The sequence below is a fragment of the Pseudonocardia lutea genome, from assembly GCF_042658055.1.
GTDB lineage: Bacteria > Actinomycetota > Actinomycetes > Mycobacteriales > Pseudonocardiaceae > Pseudonocardia > Pseudonocardia lutea.
The window spans coordinates 1-22,122 of record NZ_JBHSQK010000076.1 but is presented as its reverse complement, the minus strand read 5'-3'; the positions used below and the strand labels follow the sequence as shown (position 1 = coordinate 22,122).

Sequence of the window (22,122 nt, the reverse complement as noted above, 5' to 3'; positions counted from 1 at the left end):
TCAATGGTTTGTCCTGACATATTTTGTCAGGACATGGAGAGGAGCGGTGGCGCGTGGACCGACAGGCGAGCGGAGCGTTGGTCCCGGACGTCACCCTCGACCGGACGAGCCCCGTACCGCTCTACTACCAGGTCGCGACCCGGCTGCAGCAGCAGATCGAGGAGGGCGACATCCCCGTCGGCTCCCGGCTGGAGAACGAGGTCGAGCTCGCCGACCGGCTCGGGGTCTCCCGCCCGACCATGCGCCGCGCCATCTCCTACCTGGTCGAACGCGGGATGCTCGTGCGCAAGCGCGGCGTCGGCACCCAGGTCGTGCACCCCAAGGTCCGCCGCCCCGTCGAGCTGTCCAGCCTGTACGACGACCTGCTCAAGAGCGGGCAGGCGCCGCGCACGGAGATCCGGGAGTTCGAGGTCCGGCCGGCCCCCGACCAGATCGCCGAGGCGCTCGGGATCCCCTTCGGGTCCGAGGTCACCTGGATCGAGCGGCTGCGCTACGCCGGCGACGAGCCGCTGGCGCTGATGCACAACGCCGTGCCGGTCGACGTGCTGCGGCCGCGCCGGGAGGACCTGGAGCGCAACGGCCTCTACGACCTGCTGCGCGCGGCCGGGCACGTGCCGCGCATGGCGAACCAGACCGTCGGCGCACGGACGGCGAGCGCGGCGGAGGCACGGATCCTCGACGAGGCCCGCGGTGCCCCGCTGCTCACCATGACCCGCACCGCCTGGGACGCCGGGGGCAAGGCCGTCGAGTACGGCTCGCACCTCTACCGCGCCAGCCGGTACTCCTTCGAGCTCAACCTCACGAGCTGACGCGGGAAGGTTGAACGCGCAACCAGCGTTGCCGGAGGCATGACGAAGAAGATCGGGTTCCTGTCCTTCGGGCACTGGCAGGACGCGCCGGGGTCACGGACGCGATCGGCCGCCGACGCCCTGCACCAGACGATCGAGCTGGCCGAGGCGGCCGAGGAGCTCGGCGTCGACGGCGCCTACGTCCGGGTCCACCACTTCGAGCGGCAGCTGGCCTCGCCCTTCCCGCTGCTGTCCGCGATCGCCGCGCGCACGCGCCGCATCGAGATCGGGACCGGCGTGATCGACATGCGGTACGAGAACCCGCTGTACATGGCGGAGGAGGCCGCGGCCACGGACCTGATCGCCGGCGGGCGGCTGCAGCTCGGCGTCAGCCGGGGGTCGCCCGAGATCGCGCTGAACGGCGCGGAGTCCTTCGGCTACCGGCCGGGTGACGGCCGGACCGCGGCGGACCTCGCCCGCGCGAAGACGGAGCTGTTCCTCGCGGCGATCGACGGGGCGGCGGTGGCGACGACCGACCCGCAGCGGGCCGGCGTGCGGGCGGGGCTGGCGATCCAGCCGCAGGCGCCCGGTCTGCGCGAGCGCATCTGGTGGGGCTCGGGCACGCGGGGCACCGCGGTCTGGGCCGCGGAGCAGGGGATGAACCTGCAGAGCTCGACGCTGCTGTCCGAGGACACCGGCGAGCCGTTCGACCGGCTGCAGGCCGAGCAGATCCGCGCCTACCGCGCGGCCTGGGCCGAGCACGAGCACGGGCGCAGGCCGCGGATCTCGGTGTCGCGCAGCGTTCTGCCCGTGACCAGCGAGCTGGACCGCCGGTACTTCGGGACGCGGGGTGAGGGCGACCAGGTCGGCCTGCTCGAGGGCGTGCGCGCCCGCTTCGGGCGGACCTACGTCGGCGAACCCGACGCGATCGCCGCCGAGCTCGCGGCCGACGAGGCCGTCCGCGAGGCAGACACGGTGCTGTTCACGGTGCCGAACCAGCTGGGCGTGGAGTACAACGCGCGGATCCTCGAGACGATCACGCGGCACGTCGCGCCAGCGATCGGGTGGGCGCCCGCGACCGCCGCCGCATCGTCAGAACTGACGATGTGAGCTGCAGCGGATCCTGAAACACCCGCGCCGCGCGGCCCGTTGTGAGTACTGGAACGTTCAAGAAGTGCGAGGAGAGACGATGAGCGAGCAGGTGCGCGCGCAGCTGCGGCTGCTGCACGACGAGTACGTGTCGGCGGTGAACTCCGCCGTCGAGGAGGGCCGCGAGGACCTGGTGGAGCGGCTGGCGGCCGACTACCCGGACGAGGCGCTGCGGATCATGTCCGAGTACGAGGGCGTCCGCGACGCCGCCTGACGGGGTCTGAGCGGCGCCGATCCCGGTGACCGCCCGACGCTGGGTGCGGCGCCGTCCGCCGGGTGGCAGGCTCCCCGCCGTGCCCTCACTCCAGGTGGCGCCGGCCCCGGCCCGCCGCCGCGTGCGGATCGGACGGGTGGTCGCCGGCCTGTGCCTCCCGCTCTGTCTGCTCGTCGCCTGTGCCCGGCCGGGCGTGGACCAGCTGGCCCCCGATCCCGCGGACCGCACCGCGGCGCCACCGGCACCGGCGACGGCGGCGCCGCCGGCCGCCCTGGCAGCCCGGAGCACCCCGCTGCCGGACCCCTCGTCGGCTCCCGCCCCGAGCACCGTCCCGACCACCCCGGCCCTCGCGGCGGAGGACGTCCTGGCCGGCCTGACCCGGCGGGAGGTGCCCCCCGACGGCGCCGGGAACCTGGCCGTGGTGCCCGGCTCGACGCCCGCGCCGGGGCCGGGCCCGGCCCGCACGCTGAGCGTGGCGGTCGAGGCCGGCCTGCCGGTCGACGCCGAGGAGTTCGCGAGCTTCGTGATGACCACCCTGAACGACCCGCGGGGCTGGGGGGCCGGGGGCGCGCTGTCCTTCGCCCGCACGGACGGCGAGTCCGCGATCCACCTGGTGCTCGCCACCCCGGGCACCACGAACCGGCTGTGCGCGCCGCTGGACACCGCCGGCGAGGTGTCCTGCCGCAACCAGGAGATGGTGGTGCTGAACTTCCGGCGCTGGGTCGAGGCGACCCCGGAGTACGCCGGCAACCCGACGGGCTACCGGCAGTACCTGGTCAACCACGAGGTCGGGCACGCGCTGGGGCACGCGCACGAGACCTGCCCGGGCCCCGGCCTGCCCGCTCCGGTCATGCAGCAGCAGACCCTCGGCCTGCAGGGCTGCACGCAGAACAGCTGGCCCCATCCGTGACGGGCCGGCCGGGGCGACCCCGGCCGGCCCGCGCCGCACCCCCGCCGTCAGCGCACGGCCGCCCCGGCCGTCACGTCCCTCCGGGCGCGGTCGGGATCCCGTTCGGCGGCACCGGGGTCTCGCCGTTCGTCGCGTCCGTGATGGGCGCGTCGCCGTTGGTGGTCGTGCGGACCGGCGTGAGCGCCTTGGTGCTCTGCCCGGTCACCTGCACGACCTTCACCCCGGACATGCCGCTGTGCTTGTCCGGCGTGAACCGGTAGGGCGCGGCCCACGGGCCCTGGAACTGCGTGCCGCCCTTCTCGATCGCCTCGACCAGCCCCTGCCGGGTCGGGTTCGGCCCGGCCGCCAGCAGCGCCTGGACGAACGCGTAGCCCTGGGACATCCCGAAGATCCGGAAGTTGGTCAGCGGACCGCCGTCCCCGTGCGCCTTCCAGATCGCGTCGAACTGGGCGGTCCACGGGTCGGCCGCGTTGTCCGCCCGGGGCAGGTACTCGTCGGTGATGATCCCGTTCAGCAGCGAGCTGTCGGTGACCTGGCCCTGGGAGAACCGGCCCAGCAGCGAGCCGACCAGCACCGGGTCGGCGCCGATGTTGCTGTAGACCCACTGCGGCTTGTAGTTCAGCTTCTGCCCCTGCAGCTGGGTCAACGCGGTGTAGGAGGGCACGTTGAACCCGATCACGAGGTCGGCGTTCGCGGCCTGCAGCGCCGACATCTGCGGGCCGATGTCGGTGTTGCCCGGGGTGTAGCGCTGCACCGACACGATCTGGCGGTCCAGGTACCGGCGGATGCCCCGCTCGGCGTCCTGGCCGACGTCGTCGTTCTGCAGGAACAGGCCGACCCGGGCCTGCGGGAAGGTCTTCGCGACGTGGTCGGCGAGGATCTTCGCCTCGACCTCGTAGTCCGGCTGCCAGCCGAAGGTCATCGGGTACTTCTGCGGCTGGTCCCACAGCAGCGAGCCCGAGGACACGAAGAGGTCCGGCACGCCCTCGGCGTTGAGGAAGTCCAGCACCGCGCCGTGCGTCGGCGTGCCCAGCCCGCCGAGGACGGCGAAGACCTGGTCCTGCAGCACCAGCTCGTTGACGACCTGGCTGGTCTGGGTGGGGTTGTAGGCGTCGTCCCGGAAGACGTAGTCGATCTTCCGGCCGTTGACGCCGCCGTTCGCGTTGACCCAGTCGAAGTAGGCCTTGGTCCCGGTGGGGATCTCGCTGTAGCCCGGCGCCGCGACCCCGGTGAGCGGGAAGTGCGAGCCCACCTTGACCGTGTCGGCGGTGATGCCGACGGTCGATCCCCCGCCCTCCGTGGAGCCGCCCGAGCCGGAGTCGGGCCGGCCGCCCGCCCCGCACCCCGCGAGCGCCAGGACGGCGCCGAGGGCGAGGGCCGCCAGCGCCCGTACCCGCCTTGACCTGCGCATCAGGACCTCCTTGTCCTCTCCTCCGGCGCACCGGCCGGAGCGGTCGTGCGTGCGCGCCACCGGGCCCGCACGGTCCCCACCACGCCTCCGGGCGCGAGCAGGATGACGAGGATGAGCACCGCGCCGTAGACGAAGGGCGCGAGCTGCGCGGCCTGCACGTCCGTGAGCCCGGCCGAGGTGCCCAGGTTGGTCACCGCGGGCGGCAGGAACACCAGCAGCGCGCTGCCCAGCACGGCGCCGAGCAGGCTGCCGAGCCCGCCGACGACCACCGCCGTGAGCAGCGAGATCGACAGCACGATGGTGAAGCCGGTCGGGGCCGCGAGGCGGACCACGACGCCGAGCACGCCGCCGGCGAGCCCGGCGCACGCCGCGCTGACCGTGAACGCCAGCACCCGCACCCGGCTCAGCCGGATGCCGGCCAGCTCGGCGGCCACCTCGTCGTCGCGCACGGCCCGCCAGATCCGGCCGACCCGGCACGCCGCCAGGTTGGCCAGCAGCAGGAACGCCACGATCGCGATCACCCAGCCCACGTAGGCGAGGTACTTCGCGCTGCTGGTCTCGTTGGCGGACAGGAAGTACACGGCGTCGGCGAACCAGTCCGGCGGCCGCGGCGAGGGGATGGGCAGGCCCTGCTCGCCGCCGAGGGCGTCGTGGAAGTGGATGGCGAGGCCGGGCAGCGCCACCGCGAAGGCCAAGGTGGCGCCGGCCAGGTAGGGACCCTTGAGCCGGGCGGCCGCCGCACCGACGACCACGCCGACCACCGCGGTGATCCCGGCCGCGATCACCAGCACCACCAGCAGCGGGATCCCGGCGGGCAGCAGCAGCCCCGCCGTGTAGGCGCCGACGGCCATGAGCGCGCCGTGCCCCAGCGAGATCTGCCCGTTGAGCCCGGTCAGCACGGTCAGGCCCGCGGCGGCGATCGCGTAGTACGACATGGTCGCGAACTGGGAGTTCCGGAACGGTCCGGTCAGCTCCAGCACCAGCACCACGACCACCAGGGCCAGCAGCGCGAGCACGGCGTGCCGGGCGAACGTGGCCCGCGGCCGGAACCGCGCCGCGAGGCCCGCCCAGCGCCCCGGGTCCCGGCCGGAGCGGGACGCGGTGCCCGCCTGCTCGGTGGGGCGCACCGGCGCGGCCATCAGACCCTCCGCGCCGCGGTGCGGGCGAACAGGCCCTGCGGCCGGACGAGCAGCACCGCCACCAGCACGGCCAGCGCGGCCAGCGGCACCAGGTCGCTGCCGACGTAGCCGGTGACGAGCGCCAGGATCACGCCCATGGCCAGCCCGCCGACCACGGCGCCGCCCGGGGAGTCGAGCCCGCCGAGCACCGCGGCCACGAACCCGTTGACGATCACGGTGTCCATGTAGGCGGGCCAGACGAGGCTGCCGCTCGCGATCAGCACGCCCGCCAGCGAGCCGACCAGCGCCGCCAGCGCCCAGCCGAGGGTGAGCATCCGGCCGACCGGCACGCCGAGCAGCCGGGCCACCTCGCCGTCGAACGCCGAGGCACGCATCCGCAGCCCGACGTCGGTGAAGCGGAACAGGGCGACCAGGCCCAGCAGCACCACGGCCACCGCGCCGATCGTGATGAGCATGCTGGGGGTGAGCGCGATCGTCACGTCCCCGATCGGGAAGCCCTCGAGCCCGGCCGGCGCCGGGAAGGAGCGGAACTGGGCGCCGAAGAGGATCGACGCGAGCGCCTGCAGGGCCACGAACAGGCCGAGGGTCACGATCACCGCGCCCAGCTCGTTGTGCGGCCCGACCCGGCGCACCACCACCCGCTCGACGCCCGCGCCGAGCACCACACCGGAGGCCAGCGCGGTCAGCAGCCCGACCCACCAGCTCCCGGTCGCCTCGACGACCAGCAGGGCCAGGTAGGTGGTGAAGGCGGCCATCGCGCCCTGGGCGAAGTTCACCACCCGGGTGGCCCGCCAGATCAGCACCAGGGCCAGCGCGAACGCGGCGTACACCGCGCCCTGGCCGAGGCCGGTGAGCAGGGTGTTCACGAACTGCAGCACGGGTCTCCTCCCGTCGTCGGCGATCGCGGGCTCAGAAGCCCAGGTAGGCGTGCCGGAGGGCGTCGTCGGCGGCGAGCTCGCGGGCCGGGGCGCTCGCGACGACGCGGCCGAGGTTCAGCACCACGCCGACGTCGGCCACGGACAGGGCGCTGCGGGCGTTCTGCTCGACGAGCAGGACCGCGAGGCGGGACCCCTCGACCCGCTCGCGGAGCAGCTCGAAGATCTGGGAGACCACGCGCGGGGCCAGGCCCAGCGAGGGCTCGTCGAGCAGCAGGACGTCCGGGCCGCAGGCCAGGGCCCGGCCGATCACCAGCATCTGGCGCTCGCCGCCGGACAGGGTGTGCGCGTCCCGGCGGCGGCGCTCGGCCAGCGGAGGGAACATCGCGTACACGTCGTCGATCGCGGTGTCGGTGCGCCCGCGGGCCTTCCCGAGCAGCGCGCCGAGCCGCAGGTTCTCGTCCACGGTCAGCTCGGTGATCACCCCGCGGCCCTCGGGGACGTGCGCGATCCCGGCCCGGGCGATGCGCTCCGGCGGGGCGCCGGTCAGGTCCACCTCGCCGGCGTGCACGCTCCCGGACCGCGCGGGGACCAGGCCGGAGACGGTGCGCAGCAGCGTGGTCTTGCCCGCACCGTTGGCGCCGAGCACGGCGGTGATCCGCCCCGGTTCGGCCGTGACGTCGACGCCGTCGAGCGCCGTGACCGGGCCGTAGCCCGCGGTCAGTCCGCTCACCCGCAGGGCCGCGGTGGTGGCGGGCGCGCTCACCGGTGGGCCTCCTCGCCCAGGTAGGCCGCCACGACCGCCGGGTCCCGCCGCACGGCGTCGGGCGGGCCCTCCGCGACCACCTTCCCGAAGTCCAGCACGGTGATCCGGTCGCACACGCTCATCACCAGGTCCATGTGGTGCTCGACCAGCACGACGGCCATCCGGTCCGCCAGGCCGCGCAGCAGCGCGCCCAGCTCGTCCATCTCGTCGCCGCCCAGGCCGCTCGCCGGCTCGTCGAGCAGCAGCAGCTCGGGCTCGGCGACCAGCGCCCGGGCCAGCGCGACCCGCTTCTGCACCGGGTACGGCAGGCTCCCGGGCAGCTGGTCGGCGTGGTGCGCCGCGCCCAGCTCGTCGAGCGCGGCGAGGGCGCGCTCGCGCAGCGCCCGCTCGTCCCGGTCGGAGCGGCGCAGGGCCAGCAGCCCGGACAGGAACCCGGCGCGGCGGTGCCGGTCGGCCCCGACCATGACGTTCTCGGCGACGGTGAGCCCGCGGAAGAGCCCGACGCCCTGCAGCGTCCGGGCGATCCCCATGCGCGCCAGCTGGTGCGGGCGCAGCCGGCGCTCGGGCGTGCCGTGCCAGCGCAGGCTCCCGGAGTCGGGGCGGACGAAGCCGCAGCAGACGTTGAACAGCGTGGTCTTGCCCGCGCCGTTCGGGCCGATCACGCCGTGCACGCCGCGCGGCGGCACGGCGAGCGAGACCCGGTCGAGGGCGACCAGGCCACCGAACCGCACCGCGACCTCGTCGACGGCGAAGAGGACGTCACCGCCGGTGGCGGGGGAGCCGGGAGCCGGGGCGGGATCGGCGGGCGGTGCGGTCACGGGGCGGCCTCCCGGGCTGCGACGGCGGTGTCGGCGGGGTGCGTGGACGGCGTGCGGCGGCGGCGGGGATCGGTCCCCGGTGGTGAGCGAGATCACCCGGACGGGGAACAGATTGGGCGCAGCGTCCAGCGAAGGCCATGGGCGCGGCGCCCAGGAATCCGGTCCGGATCCTGGGCGGAACGCCCGAATGGGTGGACGATCCGTTGTGACCTGCTGCACAGTGGCCGGGTGCGTCCCGTCGACGAGGAGCGGCGCGCCCCGGGCCGCAGGCCGGACCGCGAGCTGGACGCGGCCGCCGACGAGGCATTGCGGGTGCTGGGCGCCGCGCTCTTCGACGAGCTCGACGCCCTGGCCGACCGGCTCGCCCTGAGCGTGCTGCGGCGCGAACGCTCCTACCTCGAGCTGGACCTGGTCGACGAGCTGCGCCAGGCCTGCCGGGTGAACCTGCTGCGCGGCATCGAGGTGCTGGCCGACGTGGTGCCCGACGGGGTCGACCCGGGGGACACCACGCGCGAGACCGGGCGTCGGCGGGCCCGGCAGGGCGTCCCGCTCGAGGCCGTGCTGCACGCCTACCGGCTCGGCTGCCGAATCCTGTGGGAGGCGCTGCGCACCGCCTCCCGGACACGGTTCGGCGGCGCCTACGACGCCGGGCTGCTCGACGCGGCCGGGTACGTCCTGCGCACCAACGACGGCAGTTCCGCCGCCCTCGTCGACGCCTACCGGCACGAGGAGCAGCGGATGCGGGGCCAGGACCTCGGTCGCCGGCGCGCCACGCTCGACGCGCTGCTGGCCGGGCGGGGCCGCGATCCCGGCTTCGCGCGGGACGCGGCGGCGGTCCTCGGCCTGCCGTCCGGCGGCCCCGTGCTGTGCGTGGTCGGCGGGATCGAGCGCGCCGGCCGGGACCCGTTGCGGGACCCGCACGAGACGCTGGCGGCGCACCGGATCGCCTCGTTCTGGATGCTGCGCGAGGACGAGCTGGTCGGGCTCCTCGCGCCCTCACCGCGCCGGGCGGAGGAGGTGCCCCGGATCCTGGAGCCGCAGGTGGTGGGCCGGGTGGGGCTGTCGGCGGCGGTCGCGGACCTCGGAGCGGCCGACGCCGCGTACCGGATGGCCCGCACGGCGCTGCGCACGCTGACCGCCCCGGGGCTCGCGGTGCTCGACGACCGGCTGCCCGAGGCCCTGCTCGCGGACAGCCCCGAGCTGCTGCCGCGGGTCCTCGACGCCGGGCTCGGCGGGCTCCCGGCCCTGCCCGAGGCGGACCGCGCCGTGCTGCTCGAGACGCTCGAGGCGCTGCTGGAGCACGGCGGCTCGCCCACGCACGCGGCGCAGGCGCTGTTCTGCCACCGCAACACCGTGATCTACCGGATGCGCCGGATCGAGGCGGTGACGGGGCGGCGGATCTCCGAGCCGCGCGACCGGCTGCTGCTCAGCCTGGGCGTGATGGCGGCGCGCACCGCCGGGAGCGGGTCGGACACCGACGGCGGGCCGGGCGCGACGGGCGGGCCCGACCAGGACGGGGACACCCGCAGGCGGTGAGCCGTTCACCCGGGCGCCGCCCGCCGGCCGCCCGCCGCTCATCCGGGCGCGATGGAGTGCACCGATGCGCCTGGCCGTCCTCGACCTCGTCGGCACCACGATCGCCGACGGCGGCCTGGTCCTCGACGCGGTGCGCCGCGGCCTGACGGCGGTCGGCGTGCCGGTGGCCGGCCCGCGGTTCCCGGCGCTGCACCGGCAGGCCCGGGCCACCACGGACCGGCCGGTGCTCCGGGTCTTCGCGGACCTGCTCGACGGCGACCTGCGCCGGGCACGGCTCGCGGCCGACGCCTACGAGGCCCACCTGCGTGCCGCGGCGGAACAGGGCCGGGTGCGGGAGGTGCCGGGGGCGGCAGCGGCCATCGCCGCGCTGCGCGAGGCCGGGACCACGGTCGCGCTGGCGGGCGGGGTCGGCGCCGGGACGCGGGACGTGCTGGTCGCCCGCGCGGGCCTGGTGGCCGACCTGCTGCTCGCGCCGGCCGACGTCGGCGGGCGCGGCTGGCCGGAGCCCGACCTGGTCCTGGCCGCGGCGAGGGCGGCCGACGCCGAACCCGCGGAGTGTGTGGTCGTGGCGGACTCGACCGCCGGGATGGCCGCGGCGGCGCGCTCGGGTGCCGGGCTGGCGCTGGGGGTGCAGAGCGGGGCGCACACGCCCGCCCGGCTCCGTGCGGCCGGGGCCCACGACGTGCTGGAGTCGGTCGTGGAGGTCCCGGCGCGGCTGGGCCTGCCCCAGCCGCCGGTGGTCGCGCGGCCGGGGGAGCCGGCCGACGGTCAGCTGGTCTCCTCGGACCCGTTGACCACCGGCGGGGTCAGCCCGTAGTTGCCCCGGTAGAACAGCAGGGGCAGCCGGGTCGGGTCGGCGCCGAGGTCGGCGACCTGGCCGAGGACGATGGTGTGGTCGCCGCCGTCGTACTCGTTCCACAACGTGCAGTCGATCCACGCGCTCACGCCCTCGAGCACGGGGGAACCGGAGGGGGCGGGCTGCCAGGTCACGCCGGCGAACTTGTCCGTGCCGGAGCGGGCGAACCCGTTGCTGTACTCCTGGTGGTCCTCGGCGAGCACGTTCACGCAGAAGGAGCCCACCTCCCGGATCCGGGGCCACGTGGAGGAGGTGCGCGCGGGGGAGAAGGAGATCAGCGGCGGGTCCAGGGACAGCGAGGCGAACGACTGGCAGGTGAAGCCCAGCGGCCCGTCCGGTCCCTGCGCGGTGATCACGACGACGCCCGACACGAAGTGACCCAGGACGTCCCGCATGGCCTCGGGGGTCACCGGCTGGGGAGTCTCCGTCGTACTCGGCATGTCCCGAGCCTAGGCAGCGGACGCCCGGATCTCCATGCCTCGCGGGAGGGCGCTGGGCCACACGCCGGACACAGCCGGACCGCCGGGCCGGGAGATCCACCGATCGGGCCCGCCTGTCGGCACGGCGCCGCGGGGGGCCGGCCCGAGAATGATCGCCGGCCGACGGCGCCCCCGTCTCGTGGGGAGCCCGGTGGGGCGGCGTCGGCCCCGCGTCGCACACGAGAACGCCGCGGCCCCGCACCCGGGTGGGTGCGGGGCCGCGGTGATGTCGATCGCTGTCGACCGGCGCCGGTCGGTGCCGGCCGGCGGCAGCTGCTCAGCTGGCGTAGGCGCGCAGGCGGTCCGCCCGCTCGCCGACCCGCAGCTTCGCCATGACCTCGCGCTCGATCTGGCGCACCCGCTCACGGGAGAGCCCGAAGCGGCGGCCGATCTGGTCGAGCGTGCGCGGCTGGCCGTCGTCGAGGCCGTAGCGCATCCGGATGACCGCCTGCTCGCGCTCCTCGAGCGTGCCGAGCACGCGGCGCAGGTCGTCGTGCAGCAGGTGCGAGATCACGGTGTTCTCGGCGTCGGCCGCCATGTCGTCCTCGATGAAGTCCCCGAGCGGGGCCTCCTCGTCGCTGCCGACCGGCATGTCGAGGCTCACCGGGTCCCGCGCGTGGTCGAGCAGGTCCGCGATCTTGTCCTCGGGCAGGCCGGACTCCGCGGCCAGCTCCTCGTGGGTGGCCTCGCGGCCCAGGCGCTGGTGCATGTCCCGCTTGATCCGGGCCAGCTTGTTGACCTGCTCCACCAGGTGCACGGGCAGCCGGATGGTGCGGGCCTGGTCGGCCATGCCGCGGGTGATCGCCTGCCGGATCCACCACGTGGCGTAGGTCGAGAACTTGAAGCCCTTCGCGTAGTCGAACTTCTCCACCGCGCGGATCAGGCCCAGGTTGCCCTCCTGGATGAGGTCGAGCAGCGGCATGCCGCGGCCCGTGTAGCGCTTGGCCAGCGAGACGACCAGGCGCAGGTTGGCCTCGAGCAGATGGTTGCGGGCCCGCTCGCCGTCGCGCACCACGGCCCGCAGGTCCCGGGCGTGGGCCGGGTCGAGCTCGCGGCCCTCGGCGCGTGCGGTGTCGAGCACGTGCGACGCGAAGACGCCGGCCTCGATCCGCTTGGCGAGGTCGACCTCCTCCGCCGCGGTGAGCAGAGCGGTCTTGCCGATCCCGTTCAGGTACACCCGGACCAGGTCGGCCGCCGGGCTCTGCGCGTCGAGATCCTCGGCGGTCAGCTCCGGCCGGCCGGTCTCCTGCGACTCCTCGGTCACCTCGTCGGTCGCCTCGTCGGTCGCCTCGTCGGTCGCCTCGGTCACCGTCTCGTCGGTGATCTCCTCCGGCGCCTCGGGGGCCGCCGCGGTCGCGGGCGTGCCCGTCGCGGACGTGCTCCGCCCGCGGGCCGACTTCTTCGCGGCGCCGGAGCGCGAGGACGAGGTACGCTGTCCGGGAACGCGAGCCGGCGTGCGGCGCCGGGTGGGCGCGGGCGCGGTGTCGCTACCGGTGCTCCGGCGTGCGGATCCGGCGTGTGCAGGCTCCAGTGCGGGATCCACCGTCGGTGCCACTGTCATGGACGTTCCTCCCCTAACGCGACCCGGGCGGTTCGCCAGTGGGGCAGGCCCTCCGCCGGGGTTCTACAGGGTTGAACGCACAGGTGCGGATAAACGTTCCCGGCTCCGCGCATCCGCCGTGCGGGTGACGGGAGCCGGGAACGTGTCCGCCCGTCAGGCGACGCCGGTGATGCCGCTCGTGGAGTGCGCCCGGACCTCCGCCATGAGCGCCGGCCAGTCGCGGTGCAGGGCGTTTCGCCCGGTGAACAGGCCCAGGTGGCCCCCGGCGGCCACCCGCTTCGTGATCAGCTCCGCGGGCGTGGAGACGTGGTCGGCGATCGCGAACAGCTGCGCCGGCGGCGTGATGTGATCCGTGGCACCCGCGAGCAGGAACAGCGGGCAGGAGATCGCGTCCAGCCGGGCCGGGCGGCCGTCGACCTCGAGCTCGCCGCGCACCAACCGGTTGCGCCAGAACAGGTGCTCCACCAGCCAGAGGTAGAACGCCCCCGGGATGTCCTGGGTGTGCTTGAACCAGTCCTCGAACACCCGGTACCGCTCGACGTGCGCCGGGTCGTCGACGTCGGCCAGCAGCCGCAGCTGGCGGCCGACCTCCGCCTGCGGCTGGATCATCACGAAGTTGGCCAGCACCGCGGCGCCGGCCATGTTCCCGCCGTTGGCCGCGACCAGGGCACGGTAGGGCGCGAGGCCGAACCGGCCGGCGAGCGCCTGTGTGGACGCCGTGATGACCGACTCGCCCGCGTGGAAGTCGATCGGGGCGCCGGCGAGCGTCAGCGTGTGCACCCGCTCGGGGTGCAGCGTCGCGTAGATGGTCGCGAGCCAGCCGCCCTGGCAGTCGCCGACGAGGTTGGCCCGCCCGCCCATCCGGCGGATCGAACGGTCGATCACGTCGAGGTAGTCGGTGATGGTGACCCGCTTGGTCGCGGACGTCGCCGGGCGCCAGTCCAGCGAGTACAGCCGGGTCAGGCCGGACCCGCGCAGCGCGGTCAGCTGGCTCTGTCCCGGGGCGAAGTCGACGACGGTCGAGCTGTGCCCGGCCTGCGGCGGCAGCACCAGCGTGGGGACGACCGGATCGGCGCGGTGCTCGTCCGCGGTGAAGTCGCGCAGCACCGCGAAGTCCGTCTCGAGGGTGATCCGGTGCGGGAGGTGCCAGCGCGGCTCGGCCCGGTCGAGCACGGTGGTCACCCACGACGCCGTGCGCGTGGGCGCGGCCCACGGGCGGCGGGCGAGCGACCACCAGGCGGCGCCGGCGGCCCGGCCGGCCTCGGCGAGGGTGCGCCCGGTCGTCGCGGTGCCGTAGCGCAGGAGGAAGCGGTAGGGGTGGTCGGCGGCGGGGCCGCCGACCGGGGTGCCCGCGAGCTCCTCCGTGGCGTTCCGCTCGAGCGTGCTCTCGCCGGTGTCGCCGGACAGCGCGGTGGTCATGGTCGTCTCCCATCGCCGGTGATGCTCGACCGTTGTGTCGTGTGCTACTCGACGGTAATTCTTGGTGGGTATCCCGAGCAACAGGAGACCTACCCGGCGGTAGTGCTTGCTATGCCAAGCGCAGGTGACGGGGCTTACGGAGTGACGTGGATCCTCCGTCCGCACTTACCGTCGAGTACCCCCCACCATGGTGCGACCGCCCGCCGGAGAGCCCGATCGGCCCGGGGCGGGCACACGTCGCACATGGGGGAGGCCACGGCCGATGACGTCCAGGAACACACTCGCAGCAGTCCCGCCGACCGCGGGGGCGGCCGGCGAGGACGCGCCCTCCGACCGGGCCCGCGCCGAGGAGCGTGCGCGCCGGGTGGTCGGGTCGGTCGCCGACGCGGTGAAGGAGAGGCTCGACCCGCGGACCGTCGCCGCGCGCGTGGACCCGATCGGCTTCGTGCCCGCGCTCGCCGGCGCCGCCAAGGCGGTGGTGACCCATCCGGGCACGGCCGCGAAGGTCGGTCTGGGTTGGGGCCTCGACGCGTCGCGCGCGGGTGCCGTCTCCGCACTGCGGGCGTTCGGGGCGACGACCGAGGGGCCGGCCGCGGTCGCCGAGCGCGACCCGCGCTACAAGGACCCGGTCTGGGAGGAGAACGCCTGGTACTGGCTCTGCCGGCAGGAGTACACCCTGTTCGCGAACCGGCTGCGCGAGCTGGCCGCGGGCCTCGAGCTCGAGCCGGTCACCCGCCGGAAGATCGACTTCCTGGTCGCCCAGCTCATCGAGGCCGCGGCGCCGCCGAACTGGCCGGCCGGCAGCCCGGGCATGGTGCAGAAGGCCTTCGAGACCGGCGGGCGCAGCCTGGTCCGCGGGGCCCGCAACGCCCTGCGCGACCTCGTGCAGAACCGCGGCCTGCCCCGGCAGAACACGCCTGGCGAGTTCGTGGTGGGCGAGCACCTCGCCACCACCCCCGGCAAGGTGGTCTACCGCAACCGCCTGATCGAGCTGATCCAGTACGCCCCGCAGACCCCGCAGGTCCACGAGATCCCGCTGCTCATGAGCCCGCCGTGGATCAACAAGTTCTACATCATGGACCTCGCCCCGGGGCGCAGCCTCGTGGAGTGGGCGGTGCAGCACGGGCACACCGTGTTCATGATCAGCTACCGGGACCCGGACTCGACGCTGCGGGACCTCACGGTGAGCGACTACCTGCTCGAGGGCCCGCTGACCGCGCTCGACGTCGTCCAGGAGATCACCGGCGCGCCCAAGGTCAACGTGGCCGGGCTGTGCCTCGGCGGGACGATCGCGGCCTCGATGCTGGCCTGGCTCGCGGCCCGCGGCGACGACCGGGTCAACAGCCTCACCCTGATGAACACCCTGCTGGACTTCACCGGGCCGGGGATCCTCGGCGTGTTCACCGACGAGGCGACCGTGGCCCGGCTCGAGCGCACCATGCGCAAGGACGGGTACCTGCCGGCGTCGAGCATGAAGATGACCTTCGACCTGCTCCGCGCCACCGACCTGCTGTGGCGCTACGTCGAGGCCAACTGGCTGCAGGGCCGCGACCCCGAGCCGTTCGACATGCTCACCTGGAACGCCGACTCCACCCGGATGCCCGCCGAGATGCAGGCCGAGTACCTGCGCACCTGCTACATCCGCAACGAGCTGGCCGAGGGCAAGCTCGAGCTCGCCGGGGAGCGGCTGGACCTGCAGAACGTCCGCCAGGACGCCTACGTCATCACCGCGGAGCGGGACCACATCGCGCCGTGGGAGTCGGTGTACCTGGGTGCGCGCCGGCTCGGCGGCACCGTGCGGTTCGTGCTGTCGAACTCCGGCCACATCGCCGGCGTGGTCAACCCGCCCTCGCCGAAGTCGCGGCACTGGTTCACCGAGACGTCCGAGCTGCCGGAGAGCGCCCAGGACTGGCGCGACGACGCCACCGAGCAGCGGGCGAGCTGGTGGGAGGACTGGGCGAACTGGGCCGAGGAGCACGGCGGCGACAAGGTCGCGCCGCCGCCGCTGGGGTCGGACGCCCACCCGCCGCTCGGCGACGCCCCGGGCACCTACGTGCTGCGGAGCTGAACCCCCGACCGCCCGGGGCCGCGACACCGCGGCCCCGGATCGGGAAGACTGGGGGCATGACGACGGGTGGCGGTGCCGGTCCGGCGGAGGACCGGGCGCGGAACGGGGGCTGGTCCGACCAGGTCAACGCGCTGGGCGGGTTCATCCGTGCCCAGCGCCAGATGGCCAAGCTCTCGCTGCGCGAGATGGCCTCCATGACCCGCGTCTCCAACGCGTACCTCAGCCAGGTGGAGCGCGGGCTGCACCAGCCCTCGCTCAAGGTCCTGCACTCCATCGCCGACGCGCTGCACCTCAACGCCGAGCAGCTGCTGCAGCAGGCGGGGTGGAGCGCGGGGGCCGCCGCCGGGACGAACGGCCGCACCGACCCGGCCGCGGAGGAACCCGCGACCGGGCCGTGCTCGGTCGAGGAGGCCGTGCGCGCCGAGACGCGCCTGAGCGAGGAGCAGAAGACGGCGCTGCTCGGGGTCTACCGGAGCTTCCTGGAGTCCTGACGGCGGGGCGGTGGGGCCGCAAGCGGGGCCGTGACCGGGCCCACCACCAGCGCTGATTGACATACTTAACGGGGGTGCGTAGTTTAGGTAGCGCGCCGCCGAACCGGCGTGCGCCACCGACACTCCGGCCCCGACCGGGGCCGAGGAAGGAGGCCGGAATGGCCGGCACCAGCGAGAAGCTCACCGACTTCGCGAAGCGTGGCCAGGAGGCCGTCAGCTCCGCGTTCGACGCCTGGACCGACGCGGTCGGCTCGCTCACCTCGTTCCGCCCCTCCGCGGCGGACGCGCAGAGCCTGCTCGACAGCTCCTACGGCGCCGCCGAGAAGGTCCTCGCCAGCCAGCGCGACTTCGCCAAGAGCGTGCTCGAGGCGGGCGTGCAGGTCGTCGAGACCGTGGGCGAGCAGGCCGACAAGGTCTCGGCGAAGGCCCGCACCACCGCGGCCCGCAAGGCCACGCCGGGCGTCTGACCCGCGGGTCAGGTCTCGACCAGCACCGTGAAGGGGCCGTCGTTCACCGACGCGACGGCCATCGCGGCGCCGAACACCCCCGTCTCGACGTGCGCGCCCCGCGCGCGCAGGGCGGCCACCACGGCGTCGATCACGGGCTCGGCCACCTCCGGCCGGGCCGCGGCGGACCACGAGGGCCTGCGGCCCTTGCGGGTGTCGCCGTAGAGCGTGAACTGGCTGACCACCAGCAGCGGGGCGCCCGCGTCGGCGCACGACCGCTCGCCGTCGAGCAGCCGCAGCTCCCAGAGCTTGCGGGCCATCCGCTCGACGTCCTCGGCGCCGTCGGCGTGGGTCACACCCAGCAGCACGAGCAGGCCCTCGCCCTCGATCGCGCCGACGGTCCGGCCGTCGACGGCGACCGAGGCGCCGCGGACCCGGGAGGCCACGGCCCTCACGCCGCGGTCCCGGCCGGCTCGGTGGCGGGCAGCAGCACGCCGTGTCGCACGAACTCCCGCACGGCCGGCAGAGCGGCCCGCACCAGGGCGTCGACCGGCCGGTCGTGGGCGAAGGACAGCAGCGCGAACAGCTCCGCCAGGGGCAGCGCGCCCGAGCACCCCGCGAGCTGCGCGGCGGCGGGCTCGTCGACCTCGTGCCGCCACTGCGGCCCGTCGGCGAGCACGACCGCCGCGCCCGCGTCGGACCAGCCCTCGTCGCCGGCCACGGCGTAGCGCTCGAGGGTCGCGCTCGGCGAGAGCGCGAGCCGGGCGCCGAGCAGCGCCTCGTCGCTCGCGTGGTCCCGCAGCCAGTCCACGCGCTCCAGCCAGCCCGCCATCTCGGTGTTGAGCGGGTCGGCGAGCTCGCCGGGCAGGTCCTCGACGACGACCTCGGGGGCCCGCCCGTCGGGCACCGTGCGCAGCAGCAGGAACCCGAACCCGACGGCCTCGACGCACTCCGCCTCCAGCCAGTCCAGCCAGGCGGCCGCCTGCGCGCGGGTGGCGGGGGCGGACAGGTCCAGCCCGGCGTCGCGCTGCCAGGTGCCCACGTGCAGGGCCGGGTCGGTCACCTCGCGCTGCACGATCCATGCGTCGCAGCCCTCGGGGACCCACGACCGCACCCGGTCCGGCCAGTCCTCGCCGCGCACGTGCAGCCAGGACCCGAGCAGCTGGGCCCGGCCGCCGGGCCGCAGCCGGGCGGGCAGGTCGCGCAGCAGCCCGGCCAGCGCCGCGTCCCCGGCCTGGCCGGAGTCCCGGTAGACGTACTCGACGCGCGCGGGGCCGGGCACGAACGGCGGGTTGGACACGATCGCGTCGAACCGCCGGTCGGCGACGGGCTCCAGCCACGGACCCTCGAGGAGGTCGACGTTGCGCACCCCGGACAGCGCGAGCGTGGCCCGCGCGGTCGCCAGGGCCCGCGGCGCCACGTCGGTGGCGCTGACCCGCCCCGAGAACCGGCTGGCGTGCAGGGCCTGCACGCCGCACCCCGTCCCGAGGTCCAGGGTGTCCCGCACCGGCGTGCGGACCAGGGACGACGCCAGCGTGAGCGAGGCCCCGCCGACGCCGGTGACGTGGTCGCGGTCCTGGCGGGCGGCCGGGGTGTCGAGGTCGGAGAGCACGTACCAGAGCGCCTCGCCGGCCGGATCGTCGGGGTCGTCCTCCTCGCCGTAGGGGCGCAGGTCCATCGCCGCGCGCACACCGCCGGGGGTGCGGGCGAGCAGCCCGCCCTCGACGAGCGCGTCGATCTCCGGCAGCGGCGGCGCCGGTTCGGTGCCGCCCAGCAGGAACAGGCGCACGAGCGCGCCGAGGCCGCCCGCGTCCCGGGTGGCGCGGGCCGCCGCCTCCGGCTCGCCGCGGGTCAGGGCCGCGTGGGCACCCGCCCCGAGCAGGTCGCGCACGCCGGTCGTGGTGAAGCCCTGCTCGAGCAGCCCGTCCCGGAGCCGGGCGCAGAGAGCGTCGGACAGTGCGGGAGAGGGCGCGGGAGAGGGCGCGGGGGAGGGGGCGGCGGCGTTCACCGGGCCATCCTCACCGATGCCGGTTCGCGCAGGTCACCCGGTACCGTGGGCGCGTGCTGAGCCTCTCCCAGGACGCCGCCGCCGACGCGTTGCTCGACCGCGACCCGCTCGCCCTGCTCACCGGGATGCTGCTCGACCAGCAGATCCCGATGGAGCGCGCGTTCGCCGCGCCCGCCGAGCTGGCCCGGCGCCTCGGCACGGACACCCTGGACGCCCGGCAGATCGCCGGTCACGACCCGGAGAAGCTGGTCGAGGTGTTCGCGGAGAAACCGGCCCTGCACCGGTACCCCCGGTCGATGGCGGGCCGGGTGCAGGCGCTGCACCAGGCGATAGTCGAGCGCTACGACGGCGACGTCACCGGCGTCTGGGCGGACGCGACGGACGGGAAGGAGCTGTTCCGCCGGCTCTCCGCGCTGCCGGGGTTCGGCACCCAGAAGGCGCAGATCTTCGTCGCGCTGCTCGGCAAGCAGCGCGGGGTCACGCCCGAGGGCTGGCGCGAGGCCGCCGGGAGCTACGGCGAGGAGGGCTCGTTCCGGTCCGTGGCCGACGTCCGCGATCCCGGCTCGCTGGAGCGGGTCCGCGAGTTCAAGCAGGCGGCCAAGGCGGCGAAGAAGGCCGCGAAGCAGGCCGCGAAGTAGGCCGCTGCGGGGCAGCAGCGCGCACCGTCCGGGCGTGACGCGTCCCGGGACGTGCCCGCGCCGTGATCGCCCCGCAGTAGCATCGACGACGTGCACAAGGTCCCGACCGACCGCCGCGAGATGCGGGTCATCGACCCGGATCAGGTGTGCGACGCGACCGCCGTGCTCGCCGACACCGAGCAGGTCCAGCACGCGGCCACCGTCCTCGACGCGCTCGGCGAGGTGAACCGGCTGTCGATCCTGCTGGCGCTGCAGCACGCCGGCGACCTGTGCGTGTCCGATCTCGCGGTCGCCGTCGGGATGAGCGACAGCGCCGTCTCGCACGCCCTGCGGCTGCTGCGGGCGCACGGGATGGTCACCGCGCACCGCGAGGGCAGGCTGGTGCGCTACCGCATCGCCGGCGGCCTGGCCACGCGGCTGCTCGAGGTCGTCTCCGAGGAGGCCGTCGGGCCGGTGCGGCTGCACGCGCACGGGGTGCACGACGAGCCCGAGGGCGGCCCGGAGCCCGGGCGGGCGGGCTGAGCACGGCCGTCGGCCGCTTCCTCCTTGCGGTGTTGCAGGACGCAATCCGTTCTCGGGTCGACGCGCGTACCGTCGAGGCGAGTGACACGATGGGGAAGGAGGTGGTCCGGTGACGACCGAACCCAGTCGCTCGACGGGGCGGGGCTCCGATCCCGTCCTCATCACGGACGCGCAGCGCTCCTACGAGGAGGAGCTCGCCACCCGGAAGCGACGCTACAAGATCATGATGGGGATGCGCATCCCCTGCATGGTCCTCGCCGCCGTCTTCTACCAGATCCCGTGGCTCGCGGTCACGCTCCTGGTCATCTCGATCCCGCTCCCGTGGATCGCGGTGCTGATCGCCAACGACCGCCTGCCACTGAAGACGGAGAAGTTCGACCGGTACAAGGGCGAGCGCCGCGAGCTGGAGTCCAAGGAACACCCGGTCATCGAGAGCGGCAACAACTGACGCCGTCGCCGCCGGCGGGCGCTCGTCGCTCACCCGCCGGCCGGCTCCTCCGCGAGCTCCACGGCCACCCGTGCGGCCAGGCGGGCGTCGGCCCGGACCAGGGCCACGTTGGTGGCGAGGCTGGCGCCGTCGCTGGCGGAGTGGAAGTGCTCGAGCAACGCGGGCGTCACGTCCTTGCCCGTGATCCCGCGCTCCGCCACGAGCCGTAGCCCTTCGTCGAGCAGGCGGTCGTGCAGCGCGGCGTCGAGCTCGTCGGCCTCGGGCACCGGCCGGGCGAGCACCATCCCGGACCCCGGTCCCAGGGCCGCGTGCGCCCGCCAGGCCGCCGCGGCCTGGCCGGCCGAGTCGACCCGCCAGGGCACGGGGAAGCCGGCGTCGCGCCGGTAGAAGCCGGGGAAGCGGTCGGTGCCGTAGCCGAGCACCGGCACCGACGAGGTCTCCAGGACCTCCAACGTGGCGCCCACGTCGAGGATCGACTTCACGCCCGCGCACACGACCAGCACGGGCGTCGCGGCGAGGGCGGGCAGGTCGGCGGAGACGTCCCAGGTCTCGCGGGCCTCCCGGTGCACGCCCCCGAGCCCGCCGGTGGCGAAGACCTGGATCCCGGCCAGGGCGGCGAGCCGCGCGGTGGCGGCCACCGTGGTCGCACCCGAGCGCCCGAGCCCGGCGGCCACGCCCAGGTCCCGCACCGAGAGCTTCTCCAGCCCGCCGGCGCACACCCGGTCGAGCTCGGCGGCCCCGAGCCCGACGTGCGGGCGCCCGTCGAGCACCGCGATCGTCGCCGGGACGGCGCCGGCGGCCCGCACCTCGGCCTCCACCTCGTCGGCCACCTCGCGGTTGCGCGGCGCGGGCAGCCCGTGCGCGAGCAGCGTGCTCTCCAGGGCGACGACGGGACCCCCGGACCCGAGTGCGGCGCGGACGGCGGGCGAGAGCACGAGGTCGGGCACGTGGGGCATCATGGAGCACATGCCGACCCAGACGCTGCCCGACGTCGACACCCGGCCCCAGGGGACCGACTCGACCGGCTCCGACGAGCCGAAGATGTTCCACTACGTGAAGAAGTCCAAGATCGCCGAGAGCGCGGTCCTGGGCAACATGGTGGAGGCGCTCTGCGGGGAGCGGTTCCCGGTCACCCGCTCGCCCAAGCCGGGCTCGCCGGTGTGCCCCGACTGCAAGAAGATCTACGAGGGCCTGCCCTCCGGCGGCGACGGGGGCGAGTGAGCCCCTACTCCTGCGGCCGGTTGCGCCCGGTCCGCCGCGTCGGCGTGGCGGACCGCGGGTCCTCCGGCCAGTGGTGCTTCGGGTAGCGGCCGCGCAGCTCCGCGCGCACCTGCGGGTACCCGGTGTCCCAGAAGGAGTCCAGGTCGTCGGTGACGGCGGCCGGCCTGCCGGCGGGGGAGAGCAGGTGCAGCAGCACCGGGACCCCGGCGACCCGCGGCGTGGCGGTCCACCCGAAGGCCTCCTGCACGCGGACGGGCAGGACGGGGCGGTCACCGGAGTAGTCGAGGGCGATCCGTGAGCCGCTCGGCACCGTGATTCGCTCGGGGGCGAGCTCGTCGATCCGGCCCGCGCGCGGCCAG

At 75.0% G+C, this 22,122-nt stretch carries 25 protein-coding genes; 13 read left to right on the top strand and 12 right to left on the bottom strand.

Translation table 11 applies throughout. From position 1 onward, the window contains the following. Positions 1–53: 53 nt before the first annotated feature. The 4 genes from ACFQH9_RS25315 (at position 54) to ACFQH9_RS25300 (ending at position 3,061) form a co-directional block, all read left to right on the top strand. Complete coding sequence (locus ACFQH9_RS25315) at positions 54–809, top strand: GntR family transcriptional regulator (RefSeq protein ID WP_379569678.1); 756 nt, start codon at positions 54–56, stop codon at positions 807–809. A gap of 39 nt (positions 810–848) precedes the next feature. Then, positions 849–1,898, top strand: coding sequence for an LLM class flavin-dependent oxidoreductase (locus ACFQH9_RS25310; RefSeq protein ID WP_379569676.1), 1,050 nt, complete (start codon positions 849–851; stop codon positions 1,896–1,898). Positions 1,899–1,977: 79 nt separating this feature from the next. Further along, complete coding sequence (locus ACFQH9_RS25305) at positions 1,978–2,151, top strand: hypothetical protein (RefSeq protein WP_379569674.1); 174 nt, start codon at positions 1,978–1,980, stop codon at positions 2,149–2,151. A 79-nt stretch (positions 2,152–2,230) separates the two neighbouring features. Next, positions 2,231–3,061, top strand: a complete 831-nt coding sequence (locus ACFQH9_RS25300) for a DUF3152 domain-containing protein (protein ID WP_379569672.1) — start codon at positions 2,231–2,233, stop codon at positions 3,059–3,061. Positions 3,062–3,131: 70 nt separating this feature from the next. On the opposite strand, the gene ACFQH9_RS25295 is transcribed toward ACFQH9_RS25300, so the two are convergent. The 5 genes from ACFQH9_RS25295 to ACFQH9_RS25275 are packed head-to-tail and all read right to left on the bottom strand — an operon-like array spanning position 3,132 to position 8,070. Next, entirely contained in the window at positions 3,132–4,472 is a 1,341-nt protein-coding gene (locus ACFQH9_RS25295) for an ABC transporter substrate-binding protein (RefSeq protein ID WP_379569670.1), read from the bottom strand. Continuing rightward, positions 4,472–5,611, bottom strand: a complete 1,140-nt coding sequence (locus ACFQH9_RS25290; protein ID WP_379569668.1) for a branched-chain amino acid ABC transporter permease — start codon at positions 5,609–5,611, stop codon at positions 4,472–4,474. Before ACFQH9_RS25290 ends, ACFQH9_RS25295 begins: the two co-directional genes overlap by 1 nt. After that, positions 5,611–6,489: a branched-chain amino acid ABC transporter permease gene (locus tag ACFQH9_RS25285; protein WP_379569666.1), complete on the bottom strand. Its 879-nt coding sequence runs from the start codon at positions 6,487–6,489 to the stop codon at positions 5,611–5,613. Before ACFQH9_RS25285 ends, ACFQH9_RS25290 begins: the two co-directional genes overlap by 1 nt. A gap of 31 nt (positions 6,490–6,520) precedes the next feature. After that, the gene (locus ACFQH9_RS25280) at positions 6,521–7,252 is read right to left on the bottom strand and encodes an ABC transporter ATP-binding protein (protein ID WP_379569664.1); all 732 of its coding nucleotides are present in this window, start codon (positions 7,250–7,252) and stop codon (positions 6,521–6,523) included. Then, complete coding sequence (locus tag ACFQH9_RS25275; RefSeq protein ID WP_379569662.1) at positions 7,249–8,070, bottom strand: ABC transporter ATP-binding protein; 822 nt, start codon at positions 8,068–8,070, stop codon at positions 7,249–7,251. The genes ACFQH9_RS25280 and ACFQH9_RS25275 overlap by 4 nt, the downstream gene beginning before the upstream one ends. 228 nt (positions 8,071–8,298) lie before the next feature. Here ACFQH9_RS25275 and ACFQH9_RS25270 point away from each other — a divergent pair, with 228 nt between their 5' ends. Both ACFQH9_RS25270 and ACFQH9_RS25265 read left to right on the top strand, forming a co-directional pair. Further along, positions 8,299–9,606, top strand: coding sequence for a PucR family transcriptional regulator (locus tag ACFQH9_RS25270; protein WP_379569660.1), 1,308 nt, complete (start codon positions 8,299–8,301; stop codon positions 9,604–9,606). 64 nt (positions 9,607–9,670) lie between these two features. Continuing rightward, positions 9,671–10,423, top strand: coding sequence for an HAD family hydrolase (locus tag ACFQH9_RS25265; protein WP_379569658.1), 753 nt, complete (start codon positions 9,671–9,673; stop codon positions 10,421–10,423). Here ACFQH9_RS25265 and ACFQH9_RS25260 read toward each other — a convergent pair. From ACFQH9_RS25260 to ACFQH9_RS25250, 3 genes are all read right to left on the bottom strand, one after another. Further along, on the bottom strand, positions 10,375–10,902 hold the full coding sequence (locus ACFQH9_RS25260) for a flavin reductase family protein (protein ID WP_379569656.1): 528 nt from the start codon (positions 10,900–10,902) through the stop codon (positions 10,375–10,377). The genes ACFQH9_RS25265 and ACFQH9_RS25260 overlap by 49 nt on opposite strands. 316 nt (positions 10,903–11,218) lie before the next feature. Then, positions 11,219–12,205, bottom strand: coding sequence for a sigma-70 family RNA polymerase sigma factor (locus tag ACFQH9_RS25255; RefSeq protein WP_379569730.1), 987 nt, complete (start codon positions 12,203–12,205; stop codon positions 11,219–11,221). Between the two features lie 450 nt (positions 12,206–12,655). Then, positions 12,656–13,921, bottom strand: a complete 1,266-nt coding sequence (locus ACFQH9_RS25250) for a DUF3141 domain-containing protein (RefSeq protein ID WP_379569654.1) — start codon at positions 13,919–13,921, stop codon at positions 12,656–12,658. A 262-nt stretch (positions 13,922–14,183) separates the two neighbouring features. On the opposite strand from ACFQH9_RS25250, the gene ACFQH9_RS25245 reads away from it, so the two are divergent. The 3 genes from ACFQH9_RS25245 (at position 14,184) to ACFQH9_RS25235 (ending at position 16,947) form a co-directional block, all read left to right on the top strand. Beyond that, positions 14,184–15,989 (top strand): PHA/PHB synthase family protein, encoded by a 1,806-nt coding sequence (locus ACFQH9_RS25245; RefSeq protein WP_379569652.1) that lies wholly within the window; start codon positions 14,184–14,186, stop codon positions 15,987–15,989. 56 nt (positions 15,990–16,045) lie between these two features. Then, positions 16,046–16,480, top strand: coding sequence for a helix-turn-helix domain-containing protein (locus tag ACFQH9_RS25240; RefSeq protein WP_379569650.1), 435 nt, complete (start codon positions 16,046–16,048; stop codon positions 16,478–16,480). Positions 16,481–16,638: 158 nt separating this feature from the next. Next, positions 16,639–16,947 carry a hypothetical protein gene (locus tag ACFQH9_RS25235; RefSeq protein ID WP_379569648.1) on the top strand — a complete coding sequence of 103 codons (309 nt, stop codon included), beginning with the start codon at positions 16,639–16,641 and terminating at the stop codon, positions 16,945–16,947. Positions 16,948–16,955: 8 nt separating this feature from the next. Here ACFQH9_RS25235 and dtd read toward each other — a convergent pair whose 3' ends face one another. Both dtd and ACFQH9_RS25225 read right to left on the bottom strand, forming a co-directional pair. Continuing rightward, positions 16,956–17,381, bottom strand: coding sequence for a D-aminoacyl-tRNA deacylase (gene dtd, locus ACFQH9_RS25230; RefSeq protein WP_379569646.1), 426 nt, complete (start codon positions 17,379–17,381; stop codon positions 16,956–16,958). Then, on the bottom strand, positions 17,378–18,934 hold the full coding sequence (locus ACFQH9_RS25225) for a DUF7782 domain-containing protein (RefSeq protein WP_379569644.1): 1,557 nt from the start codon (positions 18,932–18,934) through the stop codon (positions 17,378–17,380). The genes dtd and ACFQH9_RS25225 overlap by 4 nt, the downstream gene beginning before the upstream one ends. Before the next feature lie 53 nt (positions 18,935–18,987). Here ACFQH9_RS25225 and ACFQH9_RS25220 point away from each other — a divergent pair, with 53 nt between their 5' ends. The 3 genes from ACFQH9_RS25220 to ACFQH9_RS25210 all read left to right on the top strand — a co-directional run bounded on the left by ACFQH9_RS25220 (position 18,988) and on the right by ACFQH9_RS25210 (position 20,542). Next, the gene (locus tag ACFQH9_RS25220) at positions 18,988–19,572 is read left to right on the top strand and encodes an HhH-GPD-type base excision DNA repair protein (RefSeq protein ID WP_379569642.1); all 585 of its coding nucleotides are present in this window, start codon (positions 18,988–18,990) and stop codon (positions 19,570–19,572) included. Between the two features lie 90 nt (positions 19,573–19,662). Beyond that, positions 19,663–20,094 carry an ArsR/SmtB family transcription factor gene (locus ACFQH9_RS25215; protein WP_379569640.1) on the top strand — a complete coding sequence of 144 codons (432 nt, stop codon included), beginning with the start codon at positions 19,663–19,665 and terminating at the stop codon, positions 20,092–20,094. Positions 20,095–20,203: 109 nt separating this feature from the next. Beyond that, entirely contained in the window at positions 20,204–20,542 is a 339-nt protein-coding gene (locus ACFQH9_RS25210) for a DUF3099 domain-containing protein (protein WP_379569638.1), read from the top strand. 29 nt (positions 20,543–20,571) lie between these two features. Here the strand turns inward: ACFQH9_RS25210 and ACFQH9_RS25205 are convergent, their stop codons facing one another. Next, positions 20,572–21,498: a pseudouridine-5'-phosphate glycosidase gene (locus ACFQH9_RS25205; RefSeq protein ID WP_379569728.1), complete on the bottom strand. Its 927-nt coding sequence runs from the start codon at positions 21,496–21,498 to the stop codon at positions 20,572–20,574. Between the two features lie 10 nt (positions 21,499–21,508). Between ACFQH9_RS25205 and ACFQH9_RS25200 the strand changes: the two genes are divergently transcribed. After that, positions 21,509–21,763, top strand: a complete 255-nt coding sequence (locus ACFQH9_RS25200; protein ID WP_345380439.1) for a DUF3039 domain-containing protein — start codon at positions 21,509–21,511, stop codon at positions 21,761–21,763. Positions 21,764–21,767: 4 nt separating this feature from the next. Here the strand turns inward: ACFQH9_RS25200 and ACFQH9_RS25195 are convergent. Then, the coding region (locus ACFQH9_RS25195; protein ID WP_379569635.1) for an ATP-dependent helicase C-terminal domain-containing protein at positions 21,768–22,122 on the bottom strand (355 nt) is incomplete at its 5' end.